The 19,823-nt window shown below is 69.9% G+C and carries 20 protein-coding genes; 6 read left to right on the forward strand and 14 right to left on the reverse strand.

The annotated features are described in order from the left end of the window. Positions 1-12: 12 nt before the first annotated feature. The 6 genes from L632_RS0106420 to dld form a co-directional block, all read right to left on the reverse strand. Positions 13-582, reverse strand: coding sequence for a 2'-5' RNA ligase family protein (locus tag L632_RS0106420; protein ID WP_028716502.1), 570 nt, complete (start codon positions 580-582; stop codon positions 13-15). A gap of 48 nt (positions 583-630) precedes the next feature. Then, positions 631-1,275 carry an LUD domain-containing protein gene (locus tag L632_RS0106425; protein ID WP_028712935.1) on the reverse strand — a complete coding sequence of 215 codons (645 nt, stop codon included), beginning with the start codon at positions 1,273-1,275 and terminating at the stop codon, positions 631-633. Continuing rightward, positions 1,272-2,681, reverse strand: a complete 1,410-nt coding sequence (locus L632_RS0106430; RefSeq protein WP_028716503.1) for a lactate utilization protein B — start codon at positions 2,679-2,681, stop codon at positions 1,272-1,274. The genes L632_RS0106425 and L632_RS0106430 overlap by 4 nt, the downstream gene beginning before the upstream one ends. Then, on the reverse strand, positions 2,678-3,448 hold the full coding sequence (locus L632_RS0106435; protein WP_028712933.1) for a (Fe-S)-binding protein: 771 nt from the start codon (positions 3,446-3,448) through the stop codon (positions 2,678-2,680). Before L632_RS0106435 ends, L632_RS0106430 begins: the two co-directional genes overlap by 4 nt. A gap of 10 nt (positions 3,449-3,458) precedes the next feature. Then, complete coding sequence (locus tag L632_RS0106440) at positions 3,459-5,225, reverse strand: L-lactate permease (protein WP_028712932.1); 1,767 nt, start codon at positions 5,223-5,225, stop codon at positions 3,459-3,461. Positions 5,226-5,302: 77 nt separating this feature from the next. Continuing rightward, positions 5,303-7,012: a D-lactate dehydrogenase gene (dld, locus tag L632_RS0106445; RefSeq protein ID WP_036697503.1), complete on the reverse strand. Its 1,710-nt coding sequence runs from the start codon at positions 7,010-7,012 to the stop codon at positions 5,303-5,305. Positions 7,013-7,225: 213 nt separating this feature from the next. Between dld and L632_RS0106450 the strand changes: the two genes are divergently transcribed. The 5 genes from L632_RS0106450 (at position 7,226) to L632_RS0106470 (ending at position 11,304) form a co-directional block, all read left to right on the forward strand. Then, on the forward strand, positions 7,226-7,999 hold the full coding sequence (locus L632_RS0106450; RefSeq protein WP_028716505.1) for an FCD domain-containing protein: 774 nt from the start codon (positions 7,226-7,228) through the stop codon (positions 7,997-7,999). Between the two features lie 61 nt (positions 8,000-8,060). Beyond that, complete coding sequence (locus tag L632_RS0106455; protein ID WP_028712929.1) at positions 8,061-8,327, forward strand: hypothetical protein; 267 nt, start codon at positions 8,061-8,063, stop codon at positions 8,325-8,327. Positions 8,328-8,454: 127 nt separating this feature from the next. Continuing rightward, positions 8,455-9,831 (forward strand): GntP family permease, encoded by a 1,377-nt coding sequence (locus L632_RS0106460; protein WP_028716506.1) that lies wholly within the window; start codon positions 8,455-8,457, stop codon positions 9,829-9,831. Then, positions 9,828-10,343 (forward strand): gluconokinase, encoded by a 516-nt coding sequence (locus L632_RS0106465; RefSeq protein WP_028712927.1) that lies wholly within the window; start codon positions 9,828-9,830, stop codon positions 10,341-10,343. The genes L632_RS0106460 and L632_RS0106465 overlap by 4 nt, the downstream gene beginning before the upstream one ends. A gap of 28 nt (positions 10,344-10,371) precedes the next feature. Beyond that, positions 10,372-11,304: a pirin family protein gene (locus L632_RS0106470; RefSeq protein WP_028716507.1), complete on the forward strand. Its 933-nt coding sequence runs from the start codon at positions 10,372-10,374 to the stop codon at positions 11,302-11,304. Between the two features lie 90 nt (positions 11,305-11,394). On the opposite strand, the gene ilvD is transcribed toward L632_RS0106470, so the two are convergent. From ilvD to L632_RS24610, 5 genes are all read right to left on the reverse strand, one after another. Continuing rightward, a complete protein-coding gene (ilvD, locus tag L632_RS0106475; protein WP_028716508.1) occupies positions 11,395-13,233 on the reverse strand; it encodes a dihydroxy-acid dehydratase in 1,839 nt (612 codons plus the stop codon). Between the two features lie 106 nt (positions 13,234-13,339). Then, complete coding sequence (locus tag L632_RS0106480) at positions 13,340-13,987, reverse strand: CDP-alcohol phosphatidyltransferase family protein (RefSeq protein ID WP_028716509.1); 648 nt, start codon at positions 13,985-13,987, stop codon at positions 13,340-13,342. Beyond that, entirely contained in the window at positions 13,984-14,922 is a 939-nt protein-coding gene (locus L632_RS0106485; protein WP_028716510.1) for a phosphatidate cytidylyltransferase, read from the reverse strand. The genes L632_RS0106480 and L632_RS0106485 overlap by 4 nt, the downstream gene beginning before the upstream one ends. 3 nt (positions 14,923-14,925) lie before the next feature. After that, the gene (locus L632_RS0106490) at positions 14,926-15,558 is read right to left on the reverse strand and encodes a lysophospholipid acyltransferase family protein (protein ID WP_028712922.1); all 633 of its coding nucleotides are present in this window, start codon (positions 15,556-15,558) and stop codon (positions 14,926-14,928) included. Positions 15,559-15,703: 145 nt separating this feature from the next. After that, complete coding sequence (locus L632_RS24610; protein ID WP_198019343.1) at positions 15,704-15,880, reverse strand: hypothetical protein; 177 nt, start codon at positions 15,878-15,880, stop codon at positions 15,704-15,706. Between the two features lie 230 nt (positions 15,881-16,110). Here L632_RS24610 and L632_RS0106500 point away from each other — a divergent pair, with 230 nt between their 5' ends. After that, on the forward strand, positions 16,111-16,293 hold the full coding sequence (locus L632_RS0106500; protein ID WP_028712921.1) for a DUF3008 family protein: 183 nt from the start codon (positions 16,111-16,113) through the stop codon (positions 16,291-16,293). Between the two features lie 156 nt (positions 16,294-16,449). Here the strand turns inward: L632_RS0106500 and fes are convergent, their stop codons facing one another. The 3 genes from fes to L632_RS0106515 form a co-directional block, all read right to left on the reverse strand. Beyond that, on the reverse strand, positions 16,450-18,075 hold the full coding sequence (gene fes, locus L632_RS0106505; protein ID WP_036697505.1) for an enterochelin esterase: 1,626 nt from the start codon (positions 18,073-18,075) through the stop codon (positions 16,450-16,452). Positions 18,076-18,431: 356 nt separating this feature from the next. Continuing rightward, entirely contained in the window at positions 18,432-19,388 is a 957-nt protein-coding gene (speB, locus tag L632_RS0106510; RefSeq protein WP_028716511.1) for an agmatinase, read from the reverse strand. Positions 19,389-19,484: 96 nt separating this feature from the next. Continuing rightward, positions 19,485-19,796 carry an H-NS family nucleoid-associated regulatory protein gene (locus L632_RS0106515; RefSeq protein ID WP_028712918.1) on the reverse strand — a complete coding sequence of 104 codons (312 nt, stop codon included), beginning with the start codon at positions 19,794-19,796 and terminating at the stop codon, positions 19,485-19,487. Positions 19,797-19,823: the final 27 nt, after the last annotated feature.

Raw genomic sequence — 19,823 nt, forward strand, 5'->3', positions numbered from 1 at the left:
TTCGGGGCCGTTTCAGGGCAGCCGCCAGCGCGCCAGCGGAACATGCCGGCCCAGGCCCTGCAGGCTGTCGATCAGCACCAGCTCGTCCACGCGCCAATGCACGGGCGGCACGGCGATGCCTTCGGGCGGCAGGGGCTTGCCATAGGCCAGGGTCACATGCGGGGTGACGCGGTGGCGGGCGACGGCCAGCCCGGCGGCAGCGAGGCGCTGCCAGAGCGTCTGGCACAGCGCGTCCGGGGCGGGGTTTTCCTGCTGGCCGACCAGCACCAGCGGCCGGTCGCGGCGGCGCGGCGGGCCGAAGGTGGTCAGCCGGTCCAGCACCAGGTCGAAGGCGGGAAAGTCGAGCCCGTCGAGCGGCCGGCCAAGCGCCTCGGCCATGCCCGGCGCCAGCTGCGGGGTGCGCAGCACCGGCAGGATGGTCATGTGCAGCGTGGCGCGGCGAAAGCGGTCGCGGCGGTTCGCGAGGCGCCAGGCGTCCTCGATCTGCGCCGCCATCCCGGGCGGCGGGATGGCGACGAAAAGCAGGAAATGCTCGCGGGGGATGTCCTGCGGCCTTTCCTGCGTTTGCGGGGCGTCGGTCATCGCGGCCTCCCATGGCTGCCGCCATGCTAGGCCAGATCGCGGCGGCGGTCAGCCCGGTTCCGCGATCAGGATCACATGCAGGAAGCCGGGGCCGTGGGCGCCGCGCACATAGCTGCCCTCGATATCGGTGGTGCCGCTGGGGCCGGTGATGAGGATGGCGTTGCGCGGCACGGTCTCGGCCGAGAGGCGGGCGGCGTAGTCTTCCAGATAGGGCAGGAGCGTGGCTTCGCGCAGCAGCACGACATGGTGCAGCGGCAGGAAGGCCATGAGGATCGGGTTTTCCGGTCCCGAATGGATGACCAGCGAGCCGCTTTCTGCGATGCCGTGCAGCGCGAGGCCGAGCGCGGCGGGCTCATCCGGGGCGATGCCCGGATGCGGGGCGAGGCCCGACCAGTCGAGCGCCGCCAGGTCCGGCGCGGGCTGCATGGCGAAGCGGGGCGGTAGGCCATGGGCGTCGAGATAGCGGGCCATGGCCCGCGGCACCTCGGCCAGGCTGGCCACGCGGTCGATGCTGGTGCCGAGCGCGGTCGCCTTCTGCGCGAAGGCGTCGGGCAGGCTCGGCGCGGCCAGGCGCGGGCGGGCGATGTCGGCGGGGTCGAGCAGGGCGGCGGCCTCGTCCGCGATCTGCGCCGGCGGCTTGCCGGGGCCGAGGGCCGTGCGGATCGCCGAGAGGATGCGGGTGCGGGCGGTCATTTGCGGCCTTTCTGCCGGGCGCGGTATTGGTCCATGAAGCTTTGCGCCGCCGGGCGGGGCAGGTTGCGGTGATCGGTCCAGCCCCCGGCCAGCGGCAGGCGCGCGATCCAGCCGCCCTTGCCGAACAGCCGCATCAGCGGCAGGCTGATGCGGGTGGCGAGGCGATAGAGCCGGGGGCGGCGGGCCAATTGCGCCCAGATCCCGATGCCGGCGCGGAGCGATCCGGGCTCCAGCCCCTCGCGCCAGCTGCGGCGGCGCCAGGCGCGCAGAAGGGTGGGCAGCGGGATGCCGACCGGGCAGACCTCGGCGCAGCGGCCGTTCATGGTGCAGGCATTGGGCAGGTCGCGGGACGCCGCCAGCCCGTCCAGCACCGGCGTCAGCACCGAGCCCATCGGGCCGGGATAGGTGCCGCCATAGGCATGGCCGCCGATCTGGCGATAGACGACGCAATGGTTCATGCAGGCGCCGCAGCGGATGCAGCGCAGCATCTCGCGGAACTCGTTCGCCAGCATCTTCGTGCGGCCGTTGTCGACCAGGACGATATGCATCTCCTCGGGGCCGTCGGCATCGCCGGGGCGCCCGGGGCCGGCGTGGAAGGTGGTGTATTGCGTCATCTCGCCGCCGGTGGCCGAACGCACCAGCAGGCGCAGCAGCGCGAAGGCATAGGCGGTCGAGGGCACCAGCTTCTCGATCCCCGCGGTCACGATATGGATGCGCGGCGGCGTGGTGGTCAGCTCGGCATTGCCCTCGTTGGTGACCGTGCAGGTGGCGCCGGTATCGGCGACCAGGAAATTCGCGCCCGAGATGCCGATATCGGCGGACAGGAATTTCTGACGCAGCACCCGGCGGGCACTTTGCACCATGGTCGCCGGGTCCTCGGCGGCGGGGGGCGGCTGGTGACCGGCCTTGAAAAGCTCGGCCACCTGTTCGCGGGTGCGGTGCATGGCGGGCCAGATGATATGCGAGGGCGCCTCGCCCGCCAGCTGGATGATATGCTCGGCCAGGTCGGTCTCGACCCGCTCGATGCCGGCATCGGCAAGGGCGTGGGGCAGGCCGATTTCCTCGCCCAGCATGGATTTGGCACGGGTCACGAGCTTGGCGTCGGCGGCCAGGCAGATGCGGGTGACGATGGCGCGGGCCTCGGCATCGTCGGCGGCCCAGTGGACCTGCGCGCCGCGGGCGGTGGCGTTCCGCTCGAACAGTTCCAGGTAATGGTCGAGATGGGCGGTGACATGGTCCTTGATCGCCTTGCCGCGGGCCCGGGCGGCTTCGAATTCCGGGAAGGCGGCGACGGCGGCGGCGCGCTTCCTTTCGGCATTGCCGGTGGTGCGGTCGATGGCGACCTTCAGCACCGGGTCGGCCAGGGCCGCCCTGGCGCGGTTCTTGAAATCGGGCAGGGCGCTCATGATGCCTCCTCGCCGATGGCGGGGCCATCCGCCTGGCCGGCCAGCACCTCGACGGTGTGGAAGCAGCGCGTCTTTGCGCCGCGGCGGTTGAGCTTGCCGGCCATGTTCATCAGGCAGCCGAGATCGCCGGCCAGCAGGATCTCGGCGCCGGTCTCCTCGATGGCCTCGGCCTTTTCGGTGACGATGGCGTTCGAGATGTCGGAATATTTCACGCAGAAGGTGCCGCCGAAGCCGCAGCAGACATCGTTGCCGGGCAGGCCGCGCATCTCCAGCCCTTCGACATGGCTGAGCAGCGCGCGCGGCTGGGCGGCGATGCCAAGCTCGCGCAGGCCCGAGCAGCTGTCGTGATAGGTGGCGGAGGCATTGAGCCTCCGCCCCGCGGGCGCGTAGCCCATGACATCGTAGAGGAAGCTGGTGATCTCATGGGTTTTCGCCGCCATGGCTTGGGCGCGGGCGGCCCAGTCCGGGTCGCCCGCCAGAAGGTCCGGGTAGCCATGCACCATGGTCGCCGCGCAGGAGCCCGAGGGCAGGACGACATGGTCGTAGCCCTCGAACGCCGCGATGGTCTGGCGGGCCAGATGCGCCGCGTCGCGGTCGTCGCCGCTGTTCAGCGCCGGCTGGCCGCAGCAGGTCTGGGCCTGCGGCACCTCGACCACGCAGCCCGCTTCTTCAAGAAGCTGGAGGGTTGCGAAGCCGATCTGCGGGCGGATGGCGTCGACAAGGCAGGTCACGAACAGACCGACCGTCGGTTTTGGCTCTCCGGTCATGGGCTTTCCCCTAATTGGTCACGGTGGCCGGCACGGAACCGCGGCTGCGCGACATGAAGAACAGCACCGCGGCGGCCCAGATCGCGGCGGCGGCCCACCACATCAGGTTGCCGGTCAGCAGCGCAAAGCCGATCAGCCCGCCCTGCACCACGTAATAGGCCATGGGGATCAGGGTCTGGCGGATGATCGCGCCCTCGCGGTCGGTCAGGCCGACAGTGGCCGAGGCGGCGACGACGTTATGCACGCAGATCATGTTGCCCGCCGCGCCCCCGATGGCCTGCAGCGCCACCACGGTGCCCGCGCCCGCAGCCCCCAGGCCGATCTGTTCGGCGGTCGAGAACTGGAAGAGCGAGAACATCATGTTGCTGACCGTGTTCGAGCCGGCGACGAAGGCGCCCATGGCCCCGATCAGCGGCGCGAACATCGGCCAGGCATCGCCCACCACCGAGGAGACGCCCTGGGCCAGCACGATGGGCATGCTGGCATAGCTGTCCGAGGCCGAGTTCAGGAACACCTGCACCATCGGCACCGCCAGCAGCAGCGCCGGGGCGGCGGCGATCATGGTCGTGCCCGAGGATTTCAGCGCCCGCCCGTAGTCGCGCCCCGACATGCCATGCAGCACGAAGGTGAACAGCGAAGCCAGGATCAGGATGGTGCCGGGCAGGAACAGCACCTGCACCGAGGCGTTGATGCCCGAGCCGAACAGGTCGCGGAAGGCGATCGTCATCTCGGGCGAGGTGAGCCATGCCTTGATCGGCGCGATCGAGCGGGTGACGACCAGCAGGGCGACGACGAAGACATAGGGCGCCCATGCCTTGGCCAGCGGCATCACCGGCTTGTGGGCGTTGTGATCCTCGAGATCGTCGAGCTTGCCGACCCAGTTGTCGTTCCAGTCGCGGCGCGGCGGGAAGTCGAAGCTTTCCTTCGGGATCAGGAAGCCGCGCTGCGCCGCCGGCACCACGATCAGCAGCCCGATGATGCCGCCCAGCAGCGAGGGGAATTCCGGCCCCAAGGTCGCTGCGATGATGTAATAGGGCACGGTGAAGGCGAGGCCCGCGAACAGCGCGAATTTCCAGATGCGGAAGCCCTCGGCAAAGGAGCGGTTGGCGCCGAAGAAGCGGGTCAACATGCCGACCAGGATCAGCGGGATCAGGAAGCCGATCAGCCCGTGGAGGGTGGCGACCTTGACCGCGATCTCCAGCAGGTAGTCGCCGAAGGCCATCGGGGCGATGGTGGACTCGACGATCTGCTGGTCGGCCAGCCCGGTGCGCACGCCGACCAGGATCGGCGTGCCGACCGCGCCGAAGGACACCGGCGTGCTCTGGATGATCAGCGTCACCATGACGGCGGCCATGGCGGGAAAGCCGATGGCGACCAGCAGCGGCGCGGCGATGGCCGCCGGCGTGCCGAAGCCCGAGGCGCCCTCGATCAGCGAGCCGAAGAGCCAGGCGATGATGATCGCCTGCACCCGCCGGTCGGGCGAGATCGAGGTGAAGCCGGCCCGGATCGAGCGGATGCCGCCGCTTTCCTCCAGCGTGTAGAGCATCAGGATGGCGCCGAACACGATGTAGAGCAGGCTGACGGCGGTGACGACGCCGTTCACCGTGGCGCCCATGACCGTGTTCAGCTGGGTGCCCCAGATCAGCAGGGCGGTGGCGACGGTGACGAGATAGGCCACCAGCATCGAGAACTTGGCCGATTTCGCCAGCACCACCAGCAGCACGAAGACCGTGGCGATGGGCAGCAGGGCCAGGATGAATGTGATTAGTCCAGCCATCTTTCCTCCTCAGATGGGGCGGGCGGTTCCGCCGTTGCGGGTGCGCATTCCTGCGCGGTCGTCTTGGATGGCGCGGCCTAGTGCCAATGCGCGCATTTCGAGGTCTGGCCGATGCCGGGGTTCAGGCTGTTGGTCGGGTCCAGCTGACGATAGAAGCCCGCCAACTCCGGCTTGGCGTGGTAAAGGTGGCCGACATTGTGCTCGGCCGGGTATTCGGCGCCGCGGTCGTCCAGCAGGCGCCACATCTCATGTTCCACGGCCAGGCAGTCCTGGCCCTTCTTCACCACATAGTCCTGGTGGAAGACGTGGCAGAAGAAATGGCCGTAATAGAGCTTCTTCGCGAGCTTCGCGTCCAGGTCTGGCGGCAGGCGCTCGATCCAGTCGCGGTCGTTGCGGCGCAGGGCGATGTCGAGGGCCACGATGTCCTCGACCTCGCGGGCATGGATGGCGCGATAGCGCACGGCGGCGCCGGCCACGGCGAAACGGTGCAGGAAGGCGGCCTTGCCCTCGTCCGGGGTGCATTCGAACATGTCGCCCTGCGCCGAGGGGAAGATGGCTGAGAGATAGTCGCGCGCCTCGGCGATGCCCGTGCCGCCCATGCGCAGCAGCAGGTGGTGCTCGTAGCGGTCGCGGAAGGCGTTCATCCGCTTGGGCAGGTGCTGGGGCGCCAGCGCGGCGATCCCCTGCGCCAGCCGGTCGGAAAGGGTGGCGCCCAGCCCCAGCCGCTCGGTCAGCGCGTCCATGCGCGCCTTGGCGGCGAACAGGGCCGGCATGCGGTCGGTGCCGGCATGGCGGATGAACAGGAAGGTGTCCTTGCCGTATTTCGCCGCCACGTCATAGGCTTCGCGGTGGATGTATTCGCCGGCGATGGGCAGGCTGTCGAAATTCGTCAGGATATGCCGGCGGATCCGGGTCAGCTCGTCGGGGTCGTTGCTGCCGATATAGAAGACCGCCGTGTCCTTTTCGGCCTGGAACGTGTCCAGACGCACGGCAAAGACCGCGAGCTTGCCGGCGCAGCCCGAGGATTCGTGCAGCCGGCGCGGGTCGGCGTTGAAGCGGGCGGGCGTCGCGGCCTCGATGTCGCGGACATGGTCGGCATATTCGCGGTCCGAGGCCCAGGCGTCGGTGGGGGCGGGGGCGGGCAGGTCGCCCGCCTCGACGCGGGCGAGGATGTCCTCGGGGTCGTCGCCCAGATCAAGGCCCAGATGGTTGACCAGCGCGACCGAGCCGTCGGCGCGCACCTCGGCGTAAAGGCTCATCTCGGTATAGGCCGGGCCGCGCTGGATCAGCGCGCCGCCGGAATTGTTGCAGATGCCGCCCAGAACCGAGGCGCCGATGCAGGAGGAGCCGATCACGGAATGCGGCTCTCGTCCCAGCGGGCGCAGGCGCTTTTCCAGCGTGTCCAGCGTGGCGCCGGGCAGGCAGAGCACCTGTTCGCCGGCGCCGAGCAGATGGATGCCGCGCAGGCGCATGACCGAGACCAGCACGATCTCGCGGTCGTAATCCTGGCCCCAGGGGGTCGAGCCGCCGGTCAGCCCGGTATTCGCCGCTTGCAGGATCACCGCGCGGCCCGAGGCGACGGCGGCGTGCAGCACCCGCCACATCTGCACCAGCGAGCCGGGGCGGACCACCGCCGCGACCGGCCCCTCGCCATAGCGGAAGCCGCGGGTATAGCGGCGGGTGGCGCGGTCGGCGGTCAGCACATGCGCCGGCCCCACGATTTCGCGCAGGCGATCCAGCAATGGCCCACGGTCTGCGGCTGCCTCGGCATGGCCGGGTCGCGTCATGGCTTTCCCCTCCCGTCATGGGGGCAGGTTCCGCGCCGCATGGCACGGCATGAGCAGATCGCTTTACCTTCCCCTCTGTCTTGGTAAAATAATTTGACCATTTGGGTCAAGCGGGAAATCGATTGCACCAGATCGGGCGATTCAGCTATCTTTCAAGGCCGGATGCCGCAGGCTAAAGCCCTGAAATCCCGGCAGCCCCCGAAGGAGTCGAGCATGGCCAGCGAAGTGAACAAGGGTCCCCCCGCCGCGGAAACCACCGCCCGGCATATCGAGGACCTGATTCTCGAAGGCTCGCTGCGTCCCGGCGACCCGCTGCTGCCCGAGCGCGAGATGGCGCTGCGCCTCAACGTCTCGCGCCCGACTTTGCGCCAGGGCATCCGCATGCTGGAAGAGAAGGGGCTGATCGTCGCCGATCCGGCCGGCGGGCGGCGTGTGGCGGCGCTGGCCACCAGCATCACCGATCCGCTGGTCGAGCTGATGGCCTCGCGCGGGGAGGTGGTGGACGACTATCTGGAACTGCGCGGCACGCTGGAGGGCATGGCGGCAAGCCTGGCCGCGACCCGGGCCAATGACGTGGACCGCGCGACGCTGGCCCGCTGCATGGAGCGCATCGACCTGGCCCATGAGGAGGCCGATCCCCGCCACGAGGCCGAGGCCGATGTCGACCTGCATATCGCGGTCTATGAGGCCAGCCACAACATCGTGCTGCTGCAGATCATGCGGGCGCTGTCGGGCATGCTGCGCAAGGGCGTGTTCCACAACCGCGAAAAGCTTTATGCCCGGCCCGAGGTGCGCGACGTGCTGCGCGCCCAACACCGCGCCATCCACGACGCGATCATGGCCCGCGACCCCGAGGCGGCGGCCCGCGCCGCCCAGGATCACATGAGCTATACCAAGCGCGTCCGCGCCGAGATCATGGCCGCCGAGGCGCGGCTGGAAATCTCGTTGCGCCGCATCGAGGGCGGCAGCCTGACCGCGCGCAACTGAACGGGTTTGCCGGTTCCGGCTTCTGTGCCATCATGATTCCCAACAACCGCAGGGAGATGGCATGGACAGGATGGACAGGCTGGCCGCCCGGATCGACGGCATCGAGGGCCGGATGATCGCGCATCGCCGCACGCTTGAGAGGCTGCTGGACCTTTCGCCCGAAAGCGTCCGGGCCGAGATGCTGCGATGGCTGGAAGATCGCGAGGTGATGCTGGACGGGCAGGAAGATCCCGGCGTGGTTTCCGGCCCCGAGGCGGCGCTGGAGCTGGCCCTGTCGGACGAGATGCGCCTGCTGCACGACCATCTGGCCAGCGCGGCGCGGCGCTAGCGAAGCCTCTTAACCTTTCGTCCGGCACGTGTTAACGCTAACAACCCAAAGCTGCCGCGAACCCCCGGAGGAGGCGCGGCAGCACCAGATCGCAGGCTGACCCAAACCATTCCGCTGGAGGAGTTTCATGAATTCTGTCGAGCCCGCTTACAGCACGGCCATGCTGTTGTTCATCGCCCTGGCGGCGGTGCTTGTCCTGCTGGTCCTGATCATGCGGTTCCGGCTGCATGCCTTTGTCTCGCTGGTGCTGGTCAGCCTGATGACCGCCATGGTCGCGGGCATTCCCCTGGCCGACGTGATCCCGACGCTGCTGCAGGGCTTCGGCTCGACCCTGGCCACGGTGGCCCTGCTGGTGGGCTTTGGCGCCATGATCGGGCGGCTGCTGGAAATCACCGGCGGCGCGCAGGTGCTGGCGGACCGGCTGATCGGCCAGTTCGGCGCCGAGCGCGCACCCTTTGCGCTGGGCGTGGCCTCGCTGCTGTTCGGCTTTCCGATCTTCTTCGATGCCGGGCTGGTGGTGATGCTGCCGATCATCTTCAGCGTAGCCTATCGCTTCGGCGGCTCGGTGCTGCTTTACGCGCTGCCGGCGGCGGGGGCCTTCGCGGCCATGCATGCGCTGCTGCCGCCGCATCCGGGGCCGGTGGCGGCGGGCGACCTGCTGGGGGCCGATATCGGCCTGCTGGTGCTGGTCGGGCTGGTCGTCGCGCTTCCGACCTGGTTCTTCGGCAGCTATCTGTTCGGGCTTTGGGCCGGGCGGCGCTTCGTGCTGCCGATCCCGCAGATCCTGGGCGCGGTCGACGACAGCAGCCATGACCGCATCCCGCCAAGCTTCGGCACCGTGATGCTGGTGCTGCTGCTGCCGCTGGTGCTGATCTTCCTGAACACCGGGCTGGGGACGCTGGCGACGGCCGGGGTGGTGGATGGCGGTGCGGGCTGGGTCACGGTCCTGCGGCTGATCGGGCAGACGCCCATCGCGCTGCTCATCACCGTGCTGGTCGCCATGGCGCTGCTGGGCCGGGGCCGCGGCGCGGCCGAGATCGAGAAGATCATGGACGGCGCGCTGGCGCCGATCTGCGCCATCATCCTGGTCACCGGCGCGGGCGGCATGTTCGGCGGCGTGCTGCGCGCCAGCGGCATCGGCGAGGCGCTGGCCTCCAGCCTCGACGCGGTGGGCATGCCGCTGATCGTCGCGGCCTTCGTCATCTCGATGGCGCTGCGGGTGGCGCAGGGCTCGGCCACGGTGGCGCTGACCACCACCGCCGGGCTGATCGCGCCCACGGTGGCGGCGTCCACGGGGCTTTCCGAGTTCGACCGCTGTTTCCTGGTGGTGGCCATCGCCGGCGGCGCCACGGTGCTGAGCCATTTCAACGATTCCGGCTTCTGGCTGGTCGGGCGGTTCCTGGAGATGGACGAAAAGACCACGCTGAAGACCTGGACGGTGATGGAGACGCTGCTGGGCAGCATCGCCTTCGGCTTCGCGCTGATCGGCTGGTGGCTGCTGTGAAGGGCGCGGTGCAGCATATCGTGGTGATGGGCGTCTCGGGCTGCGGGAAAAGCACCACGGGCGAGGCGCTGGCCCGGCATCTGGGCTGGCCCTTCGTCGAGGGCGACAGCTTCCATCCCGAGGCCAATGTCGCCAAGATGCGCGCCGGCATTCCGCTGGACGACGACGACCGCGCGCCCTGGCTGCGGGCGCTGGCCGCCGAGATCGCCCGCAACGAGGCGCGCGGCCAGTCCTCGGTCATGGGCTGCTCGTCGCTGAAGCGGGCCTATCGCGACATCCTGCGCGAGGGGGCGCCGGTCGTGCGCTTCCTGCACGTGCATGGCACGCGCGCGCTGCTGGAAAGCCGGCTCTCGCATCGCGCGGGGCATTTCTTTCCCGCCAAGCTGCTGGATTCGCAGCTGGCGACGCTGGAGCCGCTGGCCGCCGACGAGGACGGCGTGGTGGTCGACATGGCCCTGTCGGTCGAGGATCAGCTGCGCGAGGCGCTGCGCCTGCTGGAACTGGACGGCTGAAGCGCGGCAGGAAGAAGGAGAGGCCGCAATGAGCTGGAACCCCGCCCTGACCCCCGGCTGCCCCGATGCGGCCGGCATGGACCAGATCGAGACGCTGATCATCCCGCGGGCCCGCGACATCGGCGGCTTCGAGGTGCGCCGGGCCCTGCCCGCGCCGAAGCGGCAGATGGTCGGGCCGTTCATCTTCTTCGACCAGGCCGGGCCGGCCGAGCTCCTGACCGGGCAGGGCATCGACATCCGCCCGCATCCGCATATCGGGCTGGGCACGGTGACCTATCTCTATCGCGGCGATTTCCATCACCGCGACAGCATCGGCAGCGATCAGGTGATCCTGCCCGGCGCGGTCAACTGGATGGTGGCGGGCCGGGGCGTGACCCATTCCGAGCGCACCTCGGCCGCGGGCCGCGCCGGGCCGCACGGGCTGTTCGGCATCCAGACCTGGATCGCCCTGCCCGAGGATCGCGAGGACATGGCGCCGATCTTCGAGCATCACGGCAAGGAGGCGCTGCCCGAGATCGAGGCCGAGGGCGTCCATGCCAGGCTGATCCTGGGCCATGCCTATGGCGAACGGGCGCCGGCGACGCTGTATTCCGAGACCTTCTATCTGGACGTGACGCTGGCGCCCGGCGCGCGCTTTCCGCTGCCCGACGATCACGAGGATCGCGGGCTCTACATCACCCAGGGCTCGGTCGGCATCGCCGGGCAGGAATTCGAATCCGGGCGGATGATGGTGTTCCGCCCCGGCGACCGCATCACCGTCGCCGCCGGGCCGCGGGGCGCGCGGCTGATGGCGCTGGGGGGCGCGACGCTGAACGGGCCGCGCTTCATCTGGTGGAACTTCGTCGCCTCGTCGCGCGAGCGCATCGAACATGCCAAGGAACAATGGCGCGCCGCGAATTGGGGGCAGGGGCTGTTCGACCTGCCGCCCACCGACCGCGACGAACATATCCCGCTGCCCTGAAGCCGGTCCCCCGGGGCGGATCGGCGCCCGCCCTGCGCGAGGGGCTCGGGCGGCATGGACCCGAGAACGGCGCTGCCGGGGCAGCCGTCCTCAGTCGGGCAGGATGCGCACCGCGCCCTTGTCGGCCGAGGCGGCGAATTGCGCATAGACCTTGAGCGCCGCCGAGACCTGGCGCTGGCGCGGCTGCGCGGGCTTCCAGCCCTTGGCGTCCTGCTCGGTGCGGCGCGCGGCCAGCTCGTCCTCGGGCACCGCCAGCCGGATCGAGCGGTTGGGGATGTCGATCTCGATCAGGTCGCCGTCGCGGACCAGGCCGATGGTGCCGCCGGCCGCCGCCTCGGGGCTGACATGGCCGATGGAAAGGCCCGAGGTGCCGCCCGAGAAGCGGCCGTCGGTGATGAGCGCGCAGGCCTTGCCCAGCCCTTTCGATTTCAGGTAGCTGGTCGGATACAGCATCTCCTGCATGCCCGGCCCGCCCTTGGGACCTTCGTAGCGGATGACCACCACGTCGCCGGCCTCGACCTTGCCGGTCAGGATGCCGGACACCGCGGCGTCCTGGCTTTCATAGACCTTGGCCTTGCCGGAAAACACCAGGATCGATTCGTCCACGCCCGCGGTCTTCACGATGCAGCCGTCCAGCGCGATATTGCCCTTCAGCACCGCCAGCCCGCCATCCTTGGAGAACGGCGCCTTGGCCGAGCGGATCACGCCCTTCTCGCGGTCGAGGTCCAGATCGGGCCAGAGCGTCGCCTGGCTGAAGGCGACCTGCGTCGGCACGCCGCCCGGCGCGGCCAGGAACAGCTCGCGCGCAGCTGGGTCGTTGCTGCGGGCGATGTCCCATTGGTCGATGGCGGCGCCGATGGTGGGGGCATGCACGGTCGGGCAGTCGCGGTCGATCAGCCCGGCGCGGTCGAGTTCCCCAAGGATCGCCATGATGCCGCCGGCGCGGTGGACGTCCTCCATATGCACGTTGGCGGTGTTCGGCGCGACCTTGCAAAGGCAGGGCACCTTGCGCGAGAGCGCGTCGATGTCGTCCATGGTGAAATCGACCCCGCCCTCCTGCGCGATGGCCAGGAGGTGCAGCACGGTATTGGTCGAGCCGCCCATGGCGATGTCCAGCGACATGGCGTTCCGGAACGCCGCCTTGCTGGCGATGGCGCGCGGCAGGACCGAAGCGTCGTCCTGTTCGTAATGGCGGCGCGTCACCTCGACGATGCGGCGGCCGGCTTCCAGGAACAGGTTCTTGCGCAAGGCATGGGTGGCCAGCGTCGAGCCGTTGCCGGGCAGCGACAGGCCAAGGGCTTCGGACAGGCAGTTCATGGAATTGGCGGTGAACATGCCCGAGCAGGAGCCGCAGGTCGGGCAGGCGGCCTCTTCGATGGCGGCAAGGTCCGCGTCCGAGACCTTGTCGTCGGCGGCCGCGACCATGGCGTCCACCAGGTCCAGCGAGACCTTGCGCCCGTCGCCCAGCGTGACCTTGCCCGCCTCCATCGGCCCGCCCGAGACGAAGATCGCCGGGATGTTCAGCCGCATCGCCGCCATCAGCATGCCCGGCGTGATCTTGTCGCAGTTCGAGATGCAGACCATGGCGTCGGCGCAATGGGCATTCACCATGTATTCGACCGAGTCGGCGATCAGCTCGCGCGAGGGCAGGGAATACAGCATCCCGTCATGGCCCATGGCGATGCCGTCGTCGACCGCGATGGTGTTGAATTCCTTGGCGATGCCGCCCGCCGCCTCGACCTCGCGCGCGACCATCTGGCCCAGGTCCTTCAGATGCACATGGCCCGGCACGAACTGCGTGAAGCTGTTCACGATGGCGATGATGGGCTTGCCGAAATCGCTGTTCTTCACCCCGGTCGCACGCCAGAGGCCACGGGCCCCCGCCATGTTGCGGCCGTGGGTGGTGGTGCGGGAACGGTATGCGGGCATGGCTGGGTTCTCTGTCGTCTGATTGTCCGTGCTGAGCGGCCAGTATCACGAAGGAATTGGCGAGGTTACCCCATATCACGCTGGACGGCGGCGACCACCCCCGATTTCACGCCCCGCCGGCCAGCCCGCACAGGATGCGCTGGCTGCGGCGGATGATCGTCGCCACCGTCAGCGCCAGCACCAGCCCCAGCGCCCAGGCCAGCACCGGCCAGCCCGCGCCGGCGATCCAGGCGCCGGTCTGCGCCAGCGCGCCCAGCGTCACGGCGGCCATGCGGTGCGCCTTGGCCCCCGGGCCCGAGAAATCCGAGCCGAGCCCCGAGGCGCGGCCGAATTCGCGCAGATATGCGGTCAGGATCGCCAGCGCCCCGGCCAGCAGCCCCAGCGCCGGCCAGCCCGCCGCCAGGCCGAAGCCGGCAAGGATCATCAGGTCCGAGAGCCGGTCCGGCACCTCGTTCCAGAAGGCGCCGTCCGGCGTGCCCATGCCGCCCTCGACCGCCACCAGCCCGTCGAAGAGGTTGCAGAGCAGCCGCAGCTGGCAGAAGGCCGCGCCCAGCACCAGCAGAAGCCCCGCCGCCCAGCCGGGCCCGACCAGCGCGGACAGGGCGAAGGCCCCGCCCGACAGCGCCGCTGCCAGCACAGAGCCGGCCGAGATGCGGTTCGGGGCCACGCCCTTCTCGACCAGCCGCCGGGTGACATGGGCGGCCCATTTCGTGTTGCGGCTGGCGATCGGCCGCCTGCTGAAATCCTCGGTCACATCCACCCCCATGCCAGAATGTGCAGAAAGATCGGGGCCGAGAACACCAGGCTGTCCAGCCGGTCGAGGATGCCCCCATGCCCCTGCACCAGCGTGCCCCAGTCCTTGACGCCGCGGTCGCGCTTGATCGCCGACATGATCAGCCCGCCGAAGAAGCCGAAGGTGGTCACGGTCAACGCGATCAGCCCCGCCTCCCACCAGCGGAACGGGGTGAAGGGCGTCAGCGCCACACCCAGCGCGCTGGCGCTGAGCACGCCGCCGACCAGCCCCTCGACCGTCTTCGAGGGCGAGACGCGCGGCGCGAGCAGGTGCCGGCCGATGCTCTTGCCCCAGACATATTGCAGCACGTCCGAAGCCTGCACCACCAGGATCAGCCAGGCGACCAGCGTGAAGGCGCTGTAGCGATAGTCGGGAATATCCAGCGTCAGGATCGCCGGGATATGCGAGACGCAATAGACGCAGACCATCAGCCCCCATTGCGTCTCTGACACCCGAGTCAGGAAGCCCTGCACCTCGCCCTTGAACACGGTCACGACCGGCAAGAGCAGGAAGCTGTAGACCGGGATCAGCAGCGCGGCAAAGACCGGCACGTGGAGATAGACCAGCAGGTATTGCAGCGGCAGGATCAGGTAGAAGGCGATGGCCAGCCCGTCATGGTCGTCGCGCCGGGTGTGGGTGATGGTGGCGAATTCGCGCAGCGCCGCCATCGAGCAGAGCGCGAAGAACAGCGTGATCGCCCCGGCGCCCAGGGTGAAGATCAGCGCCAGCACGCCGATCATCACCCACCAGGCGCGGATGCGGTCGGCGAGGTTCTGCGCCGTCGGTCCGGCGACGCGCCCCGAGCGGATCAGCATCCGCGCCACCAGCGAGGCCAGGATCAGGAAGGCGAAGAGCCCGTAGAAGAAGAAGGCCGAGGGGGAATGAAAACGGTCCATGGATCAGCCTTTCGCCTCGGCCAGCGCCAGCATCGCGGCGGCGAGGCGTTGCAGGAAATCCTCGCGGCTCTCGCCGGTCTCGACCCGCATCGGGCTGCCGAAGCGCACGGCGCAGTTCAGCGGCACCGGCAGGAAGGCGCCCTTGGGCAGGATGCGGTCGAGGTTCAGGATCCAGGCCGGCACGATCTCGGCCTCGGGGACGGCGCGGGCCAGGTGGTAGATGCCGGATTTCAGCGGCAGCAGCCGGGCGTCGGTCAGGTTGCGCGTGCCCTCGGGAAAGAAGATCACGTCCTCGCCGCCGCGCAGCACCTGGGCCACGGTCTCGACGGGATCGGCGCGGCGGCTGGCGGGGTCGCGGTCGATCAGCACGGCGCGGAACACCTGATGGGCGATCCAGCGGCGGATGGCCGAGCGTTCCCAGTAATCGGCGCCGGCGACGGGGCGGGTGCGCAGCCGGTGCGGCTTCGGCAGCGCCGACCACAGCGCCACGAAATCGGCATGGCTGACATGGTTCGCGACCAGGATGCGCGGCGCGCCGCCCGGCGGCGGCAGGTCGATGGCGCGCAGGCTGATGAGGATGCGCGCGGTCGCAACCAGGCCCGCGCGGGTCAGTCTTGCCGGTATCTTTGCCGTCATTCAGTCCCTCGTCCGCCTGTCCTTGCGGTTTCTCGCATGAAATCGCGGCAGGGCGGAAGGGGCGCTGATGCGCTTTCCGCCGCCACGGCAGGGTGGCCCAGGGGCCTGCGAGCGGTGCGCGCCCGCGACGCTCAGCCGGCCTGCGTCATTCCAGCCAAAGATCCCGCAGCAGCGATTGCGCGAGATGGTCCACCGAGCCGCCGTCGATCCGCACGCATCTTTCGTGCCCTGCGTAGGAAACCCGGATCGTGTCGCCGACGACCTCGTATTCGCCGGAAACCAGCGCGCCCTTGCGGCCTGTAAGGGTGACCGTGCGTTTCATTTGCCTGTCCCTTCCTCCTTCCATACCAGCACCTTGCGCGCTTGCGCCGAGTCGCGGAAGTTCGCCTTTGAGACAGGTGCGCCGCCTGTGTGCCAGAGGTCACACCCCCGCCCGGACCCGAATCCCCTGTCTCAGCGCGGTGCGGCGGGAACATGACGGGCCGCGGGCGGTTTCTTTCGCGGAAGGCTTCGGGCCATTTCCGAAGCCGCGGCAATCCGGAGGACGAGACCATGCCTGCCAAGTCCAAGGCGCAGCAGAAGGCGGCCGGCGCGGCCCTTGCCGCCAAGCGCGGCGAGACCAGCAAAAGCGAACTGCGCGACGCCTCGCGGGATATGTATGAATCGATGAGCGAAAAGCAGCTGGAGGAGCTGGCTGCCACCAAGCGCAAGGGCAAGCCCGAACACAAGGGCTGACCCCCGCCGCGGCGCGGGCAAGGGCTGCATCCGGGGCCGGCGTCACGTCCCGGGAAGATCGCCGCGCGAACCCGGGCGTGCGGGAAGGGCGTTGCCCGGATGACGCGCGCCCTTCCGGCCGGTCCTGACCCTTCGCCTTGTAAGCTTGCCTGCCGCCTAGCGCGCGCCGAACAGCGCGATCAGCCCGTCCGCCAGCGCGCCGCGCCAGACCAGATAATCGTGCCCGCCGGCATATTCGCGCCAGTCGACCGCATAGCCCTTGAGCAGCAGGATGTCGCGCAGGCTGCGCGAGGTCTGCAGGATGCCGTCTCCGCCATGGCGCGAGGTCTCGAAACTGCCGGCGCTGAGGAAGAAGCGGATCGGCAGGCGCTCGCGCGCGGCGAATTCGGCCGCGACATGCGGCGTGCCGTCGCTGGCCGAGCCCTGCGGCGCCCACCAGAACGAGCCCGACATGGACAGGGCATTGCCGAAACGGTCGGACCGGCGCAGCGCGACGGTGGCGGCGGCCAGCCCGCCATAGCTGGCCCCGGCCAGCACGGTGCGGGCCGGGTCGGGGGTGATGCCGGTCTCGACCGCGATCAGCGGCAGCAGCTCATCGGCCAGCGCGTCGGCGAAGGCGTCGTTGCCGGGCAGCTCGCGCGCCCGGGTCATGCCGTCGATCGAGGGGATCAGCACCGCCAGCACCGGCGGCAGCCGGCCCTGCCGCGTCAGCGTGTCCAGCATCTGCGGCGCCTGCATCTCGGCCAGCGCCCGCTCGCCGTCGAAGATCAGCGCCAGCACCAGACGCGGATCGGCGGGGTCGAAATCGCGCGGATGCGCGATCAGCAGCTCGCGGCTGTTGCCCAGGGTCGGGCTGTCGAAGACGACCCGCCGCATGGCCGGATCGGCCTCGGGCGCGGGCGGGGTGCCTGGCTGCGGCGGCGCTTGCGGCAGGGTAAGCGTCGCGTGCTGGTTGAAGCGGTCGGGCGCCTCTGCGGGCCAGGGATGGCGGTTCAGCGGGTCCATCTGCGCCGTGGCCAGGATGGCCATGCGCCGCGCCCGGGCATTGCCGGGCAGGTCGGGCACGTCGGGCGCCAGCTTGTAGGACAGCCGGGTCGCGCGCGGCACGCGGAAGCTCTTGAACCAGACGTCGCTGTCGCCCAGCCGGTCGAGCCAGTCGTGATCGCTCGACGGGCCGCCGAACAGCCGGACATTGCGCTGCGCCCCGCGCCACAGAAAGGTCAGGACGACCTCGCCGGCCTCGGCCTCCTCGACCAGCGGCGTGCCCTCGGCCGCGACGGCGCGCCAGAACCCGGCCGTGTCGCCGCCCTGGGCCAGCGTCTCGGCCAGCGCCGCCATGCGCGGGCTGAGATAGTCCGGCGCCGGCGGCTGCAGGTCGGCGGGGGCGACCAGCTGGTCCAGCGCCACCCGGGTTTCGCCGGCCCCCGACAGGCGCAGGATCATCGCCTCGCCCTCGCTCATCGCCTGGAAGCGGATGGCGCCGCGGTCCTGCTGCGCCAGCTGGCGGAAATGCGCGCCCTCTGCGGTCAGCAGCGCGGCATCGACCGGCTGCGCCCCGGCCTCGATCCGGCCGGCCAGATAGCTGCCGGGCGGGGCCTCGATGCGCAGCTGCACCGGCCTGGCCGGGTCGAGCCGCAGCGCCAGGCTTTCGCCCGCCGCCAGCCGGTCCTGCGCCGCGGCGGGCAGGGCGGGGGCCAGCAGAAGCGCCAGCGCCGCGGCCAGGATGCGGTGCGGCAGGGCGCGCAGAAGGATGTCGCGGCAAGCGCCGTGTTTTCCGATCATGTCACCGTCATGGTTTGCGCGGACTGGCTGGACGGAATCGTGGCGCCGCATTCCCGAGTAAAATCGCAGGTTTCCCTATAGAGCCGCCGGGCCGCCGAGGAAAGCCCCGCGGACAGCCCGCCGGGATCGGCGCCGGGGCGGGGGAGGCGCAGGAAAAAGCCCCGCTCCGGCAGGGAACGGGGCGGGCCTTGGCCTGCGGTCAAGGATTTGGTGACGAAATGCGGAACGGGTAACAAGGAACTCGTCAACCTTGAAATGCCGCCGCCTTACCCTGCGCGCGGGCGGCGGTCTGTGCGCCGGCGCACAATGGCGCGGGAAAACGGCGGAAATCGGACCCGGACCGACGCGCGGCGGTCCTAGGCGCCGCCCGCCAGCACGCAGAGCAGCTCGAACAGCATTGTCGCGCCGGTCAGCGCGGTGATGCCGCCGACATCGAAGGGCGGCGAGACCTCGACCACATCGGCGCCGACGATCTTCAGCCCGGCCAGCCCGCGCAGCATGGCCTGCGCCTCACGGGTGGTGAAGCCGCCGATCTCGGGCGTGCCGGTGCCGGGCGCCATGGAAGGGTCGATGCCGTCGATGTCGAAGGTCACATAGGCGGGCGCATCGCCCATCAGCGCGCGGACCTCGGCCATCACCTCCTCGGGGCCGCGGCGGGCGAATTCCTCGATATAGACGATGCGCACCCCTTGGTCCTGCGCCCAGCGATGCTCGTCGGCGGCGTAGATCGAGCCGCGGATGCCGATCTGCACCACGCGCCGGGGGTCCAGGATGCCCTCCTCGATGGCGCGGCGGAAGGGCGTGCCATGGGTATAGGGATTGTCGCCGAAATAGCGGTCGTTGGTGTCGGAATGGGCGTCGAACTGCACCAGGCCCAAGGGCCCGCGCCCGGGATCGGCCTTGCGAAGCGCCCGCAGCACCGGCAGCGTCGTCAGGTGATCGCCCCCCACGGCAAGCGGCAGCGCGCCGGCGGCGCAGATCGCGGCGATGCCTTCCTCGATCTGCCGCAGCGCCGCCATCAGGTCGATGGGCTGCACGATCAGGTCGCCGATATCGGCCACCGCCAGCCGCTCATAGGGGGCGATGCCGGTGGCGTGGTGGACGCGGCGCATCAGGCTGGACTGGTTGCGCACCTCGCGCGGGCCGTGGCGGGCCCCGGCGCGATTGGTGGTGCCGCCGTCCCAGGGGATGCCGACGATGGCGACGTCAAGCCCCCGGGCGCTGTCGGCGGCGGGCAGCCGCATGAAGGTGGAATGCCCGGCGAAGCGCGGGATGCGCGCGGCGTCGACGGGCTGGGGCAGGGTCTTCGGCATGACGGTTCCGCGGCTGCTGGCAAGGGTGCCCTGGGGCTGTCGCCAACATTCGCCGCCCGCGCCGCGATTCGCAAACCCCCGCCGCGCCCGGCCGGTTCAGATCGCGAAATCCTCGAGCGTCTTGCCGGCGGCCAGGGCTTCGGCGATCCAGCCCGGCTTGCGGCCGCGGCCGCTCCAGGTCAGCTCGGGGTTTTCCGGATGGGCGTATTTCGGCACCGCCGCAGGCCGGCTTGCGGCCGCCGCGACCAGATCGGCCAGCGAAAAGCCGAACTGCTTCGCGGCCTCTTCGGCCTTGGCCCGCGCCTCGGCCTTGCGGCGAGCCTCGAAACCCTCGATCGCCTTTTCGACATCCTTGCGCAGCTGCTTCAGCTCGGCCAGCGACAGCGCATTCAGGTCGGGATTGGTCATTGTCTGTCCCCCTTGATGTGGCAAACC

The organism is Paracoccus sp. J39 (assembly GCF_000518925.1).
Taxonomy (GTDB): domain Bacteria; phylum Pseudomonadota; class Alphaproteobacteria; order Rhodobacterales; family Rhodobacteraceae; genus Paracoccus.

Coding starts and splice junctions, on each gene's coding strand:
- L632_RS0106430 (WP_028716503.1), bottom strand. CDS start 2,681: ATGAGCGCCCTGCCCGATTTCAAGAACCGCGCCAGGGCGGCCCTGGCC.
- L632_RS0106420 (WP_028716502.1), bottom strand. CDS start 582: ATGACCGACGCCCCGCAAACGCAGGAAAGGCCGCAGGACATCCCCCGC.
- L632_RS0106425 (WP_028712935.1), bottom strand. CDS start 1,275: ATGACCGCCCGCACCCGCATCCTCTCGGCGATCCGCACGGCCCTCGGC.
- ilvD (WP_028716508.1), bottom strand. CDS start 13,233: ATGCCCGCATACCGTTCCCGCACCACCACCCACGGCCGCAACATGGCG.
- L632_RS0106500 (WP_028712921.1), top strand. CDS start 16,111: ATGCCTGCCAAGTCCAAGGCGCAGCAGAAGGCGGCCGGCGCGGCCCTT.
- speB (WP_028716511.1), bottom strand. CDS start 19,388: ATGCCGAAGACCCTGCCCCAGCCCGTCGACGCCGCGCGCATCCCGCGC.
- L632_RS0106440 (WP_028712932.1), bottom strand. CDS start 5,225: ATGGCTGGACTAATCACATTCATCCTGGCCCTGCTGCCCATCGCCACG.
- L632_RS0106435 (WP_028712933.1), bottom strand. CDS start 3,448: ATGACCGGAGAGCCAAAACCGACGGTCGGTCTGTTCGTGACCTGCCTT.
- L632_RS0106490 (WP_028712922.1), bottom strand. CDS start 15,558: ATGACGGCAAAGATACCGGCAAGACTGACCCGCGCGGGCCTGGTTGCG.
- L632_RS0106455 (WP_028712929.1), top strand. CDS start 8,061: ATGGACAGGATGGACAGGCTGGCCGCCCGGATCGACGGCATCGAGGGC.
- fes (WP_036697505.1), bottom strand. CDS start 18,075: ATGATCGGAAAACACGGCGCTTGCCGCGACATCCTTCTGCGCGCCCTG.
- L632_RS24610 (WP_198019343.1), bottom strand. CDS start 15,880: ATGAAACGCACGGTCACCCTTACAGGCCGCAAGGGCGCGCTGGTTTCC.
- dld (WP_036697503.1), bottom strand. CDS start 7,012: ATGACGCGACCCGGCCATGCCGAGGCAGCCGCAGACCGTGGGCCATTG.
- L632_RS0106485 (WP_028716510.1), bottom strand. CDS start 14,922: ATGGACCGTTTTCATTCCCCCTCGGCCTTCTTCTTCTACGGGCTCTTC.
- L632_RS0106460 (WP_028716506.1), top strand. CDS start 8,455: ATGAATTCTGTCGAGCCCGCTTACAGCACGGCCATGCTGTTGTTCATC.
- L632_RS0106450 (WP_028716505.1), top strand. CDS start 7,226: ATGGCCAGCGAAGTGAACAAGGGTCCCCCCGCCGCGGAAACCACCGCC.
- L632_RS0106470 (WP_028716507.1), top strand. CDS start 10,372: ATGAGCTGGAACCCCGCCCTGACCCCCGGCTGCCCCGATGCGGCCGGC.
- L632_RS0106515 (WP_028712918.1), bottom strand. CDS start 19,796: ATGACCAATCCCGACCTGAATGCGCTGTCGCTGGCCGAGCTGAAGCAG.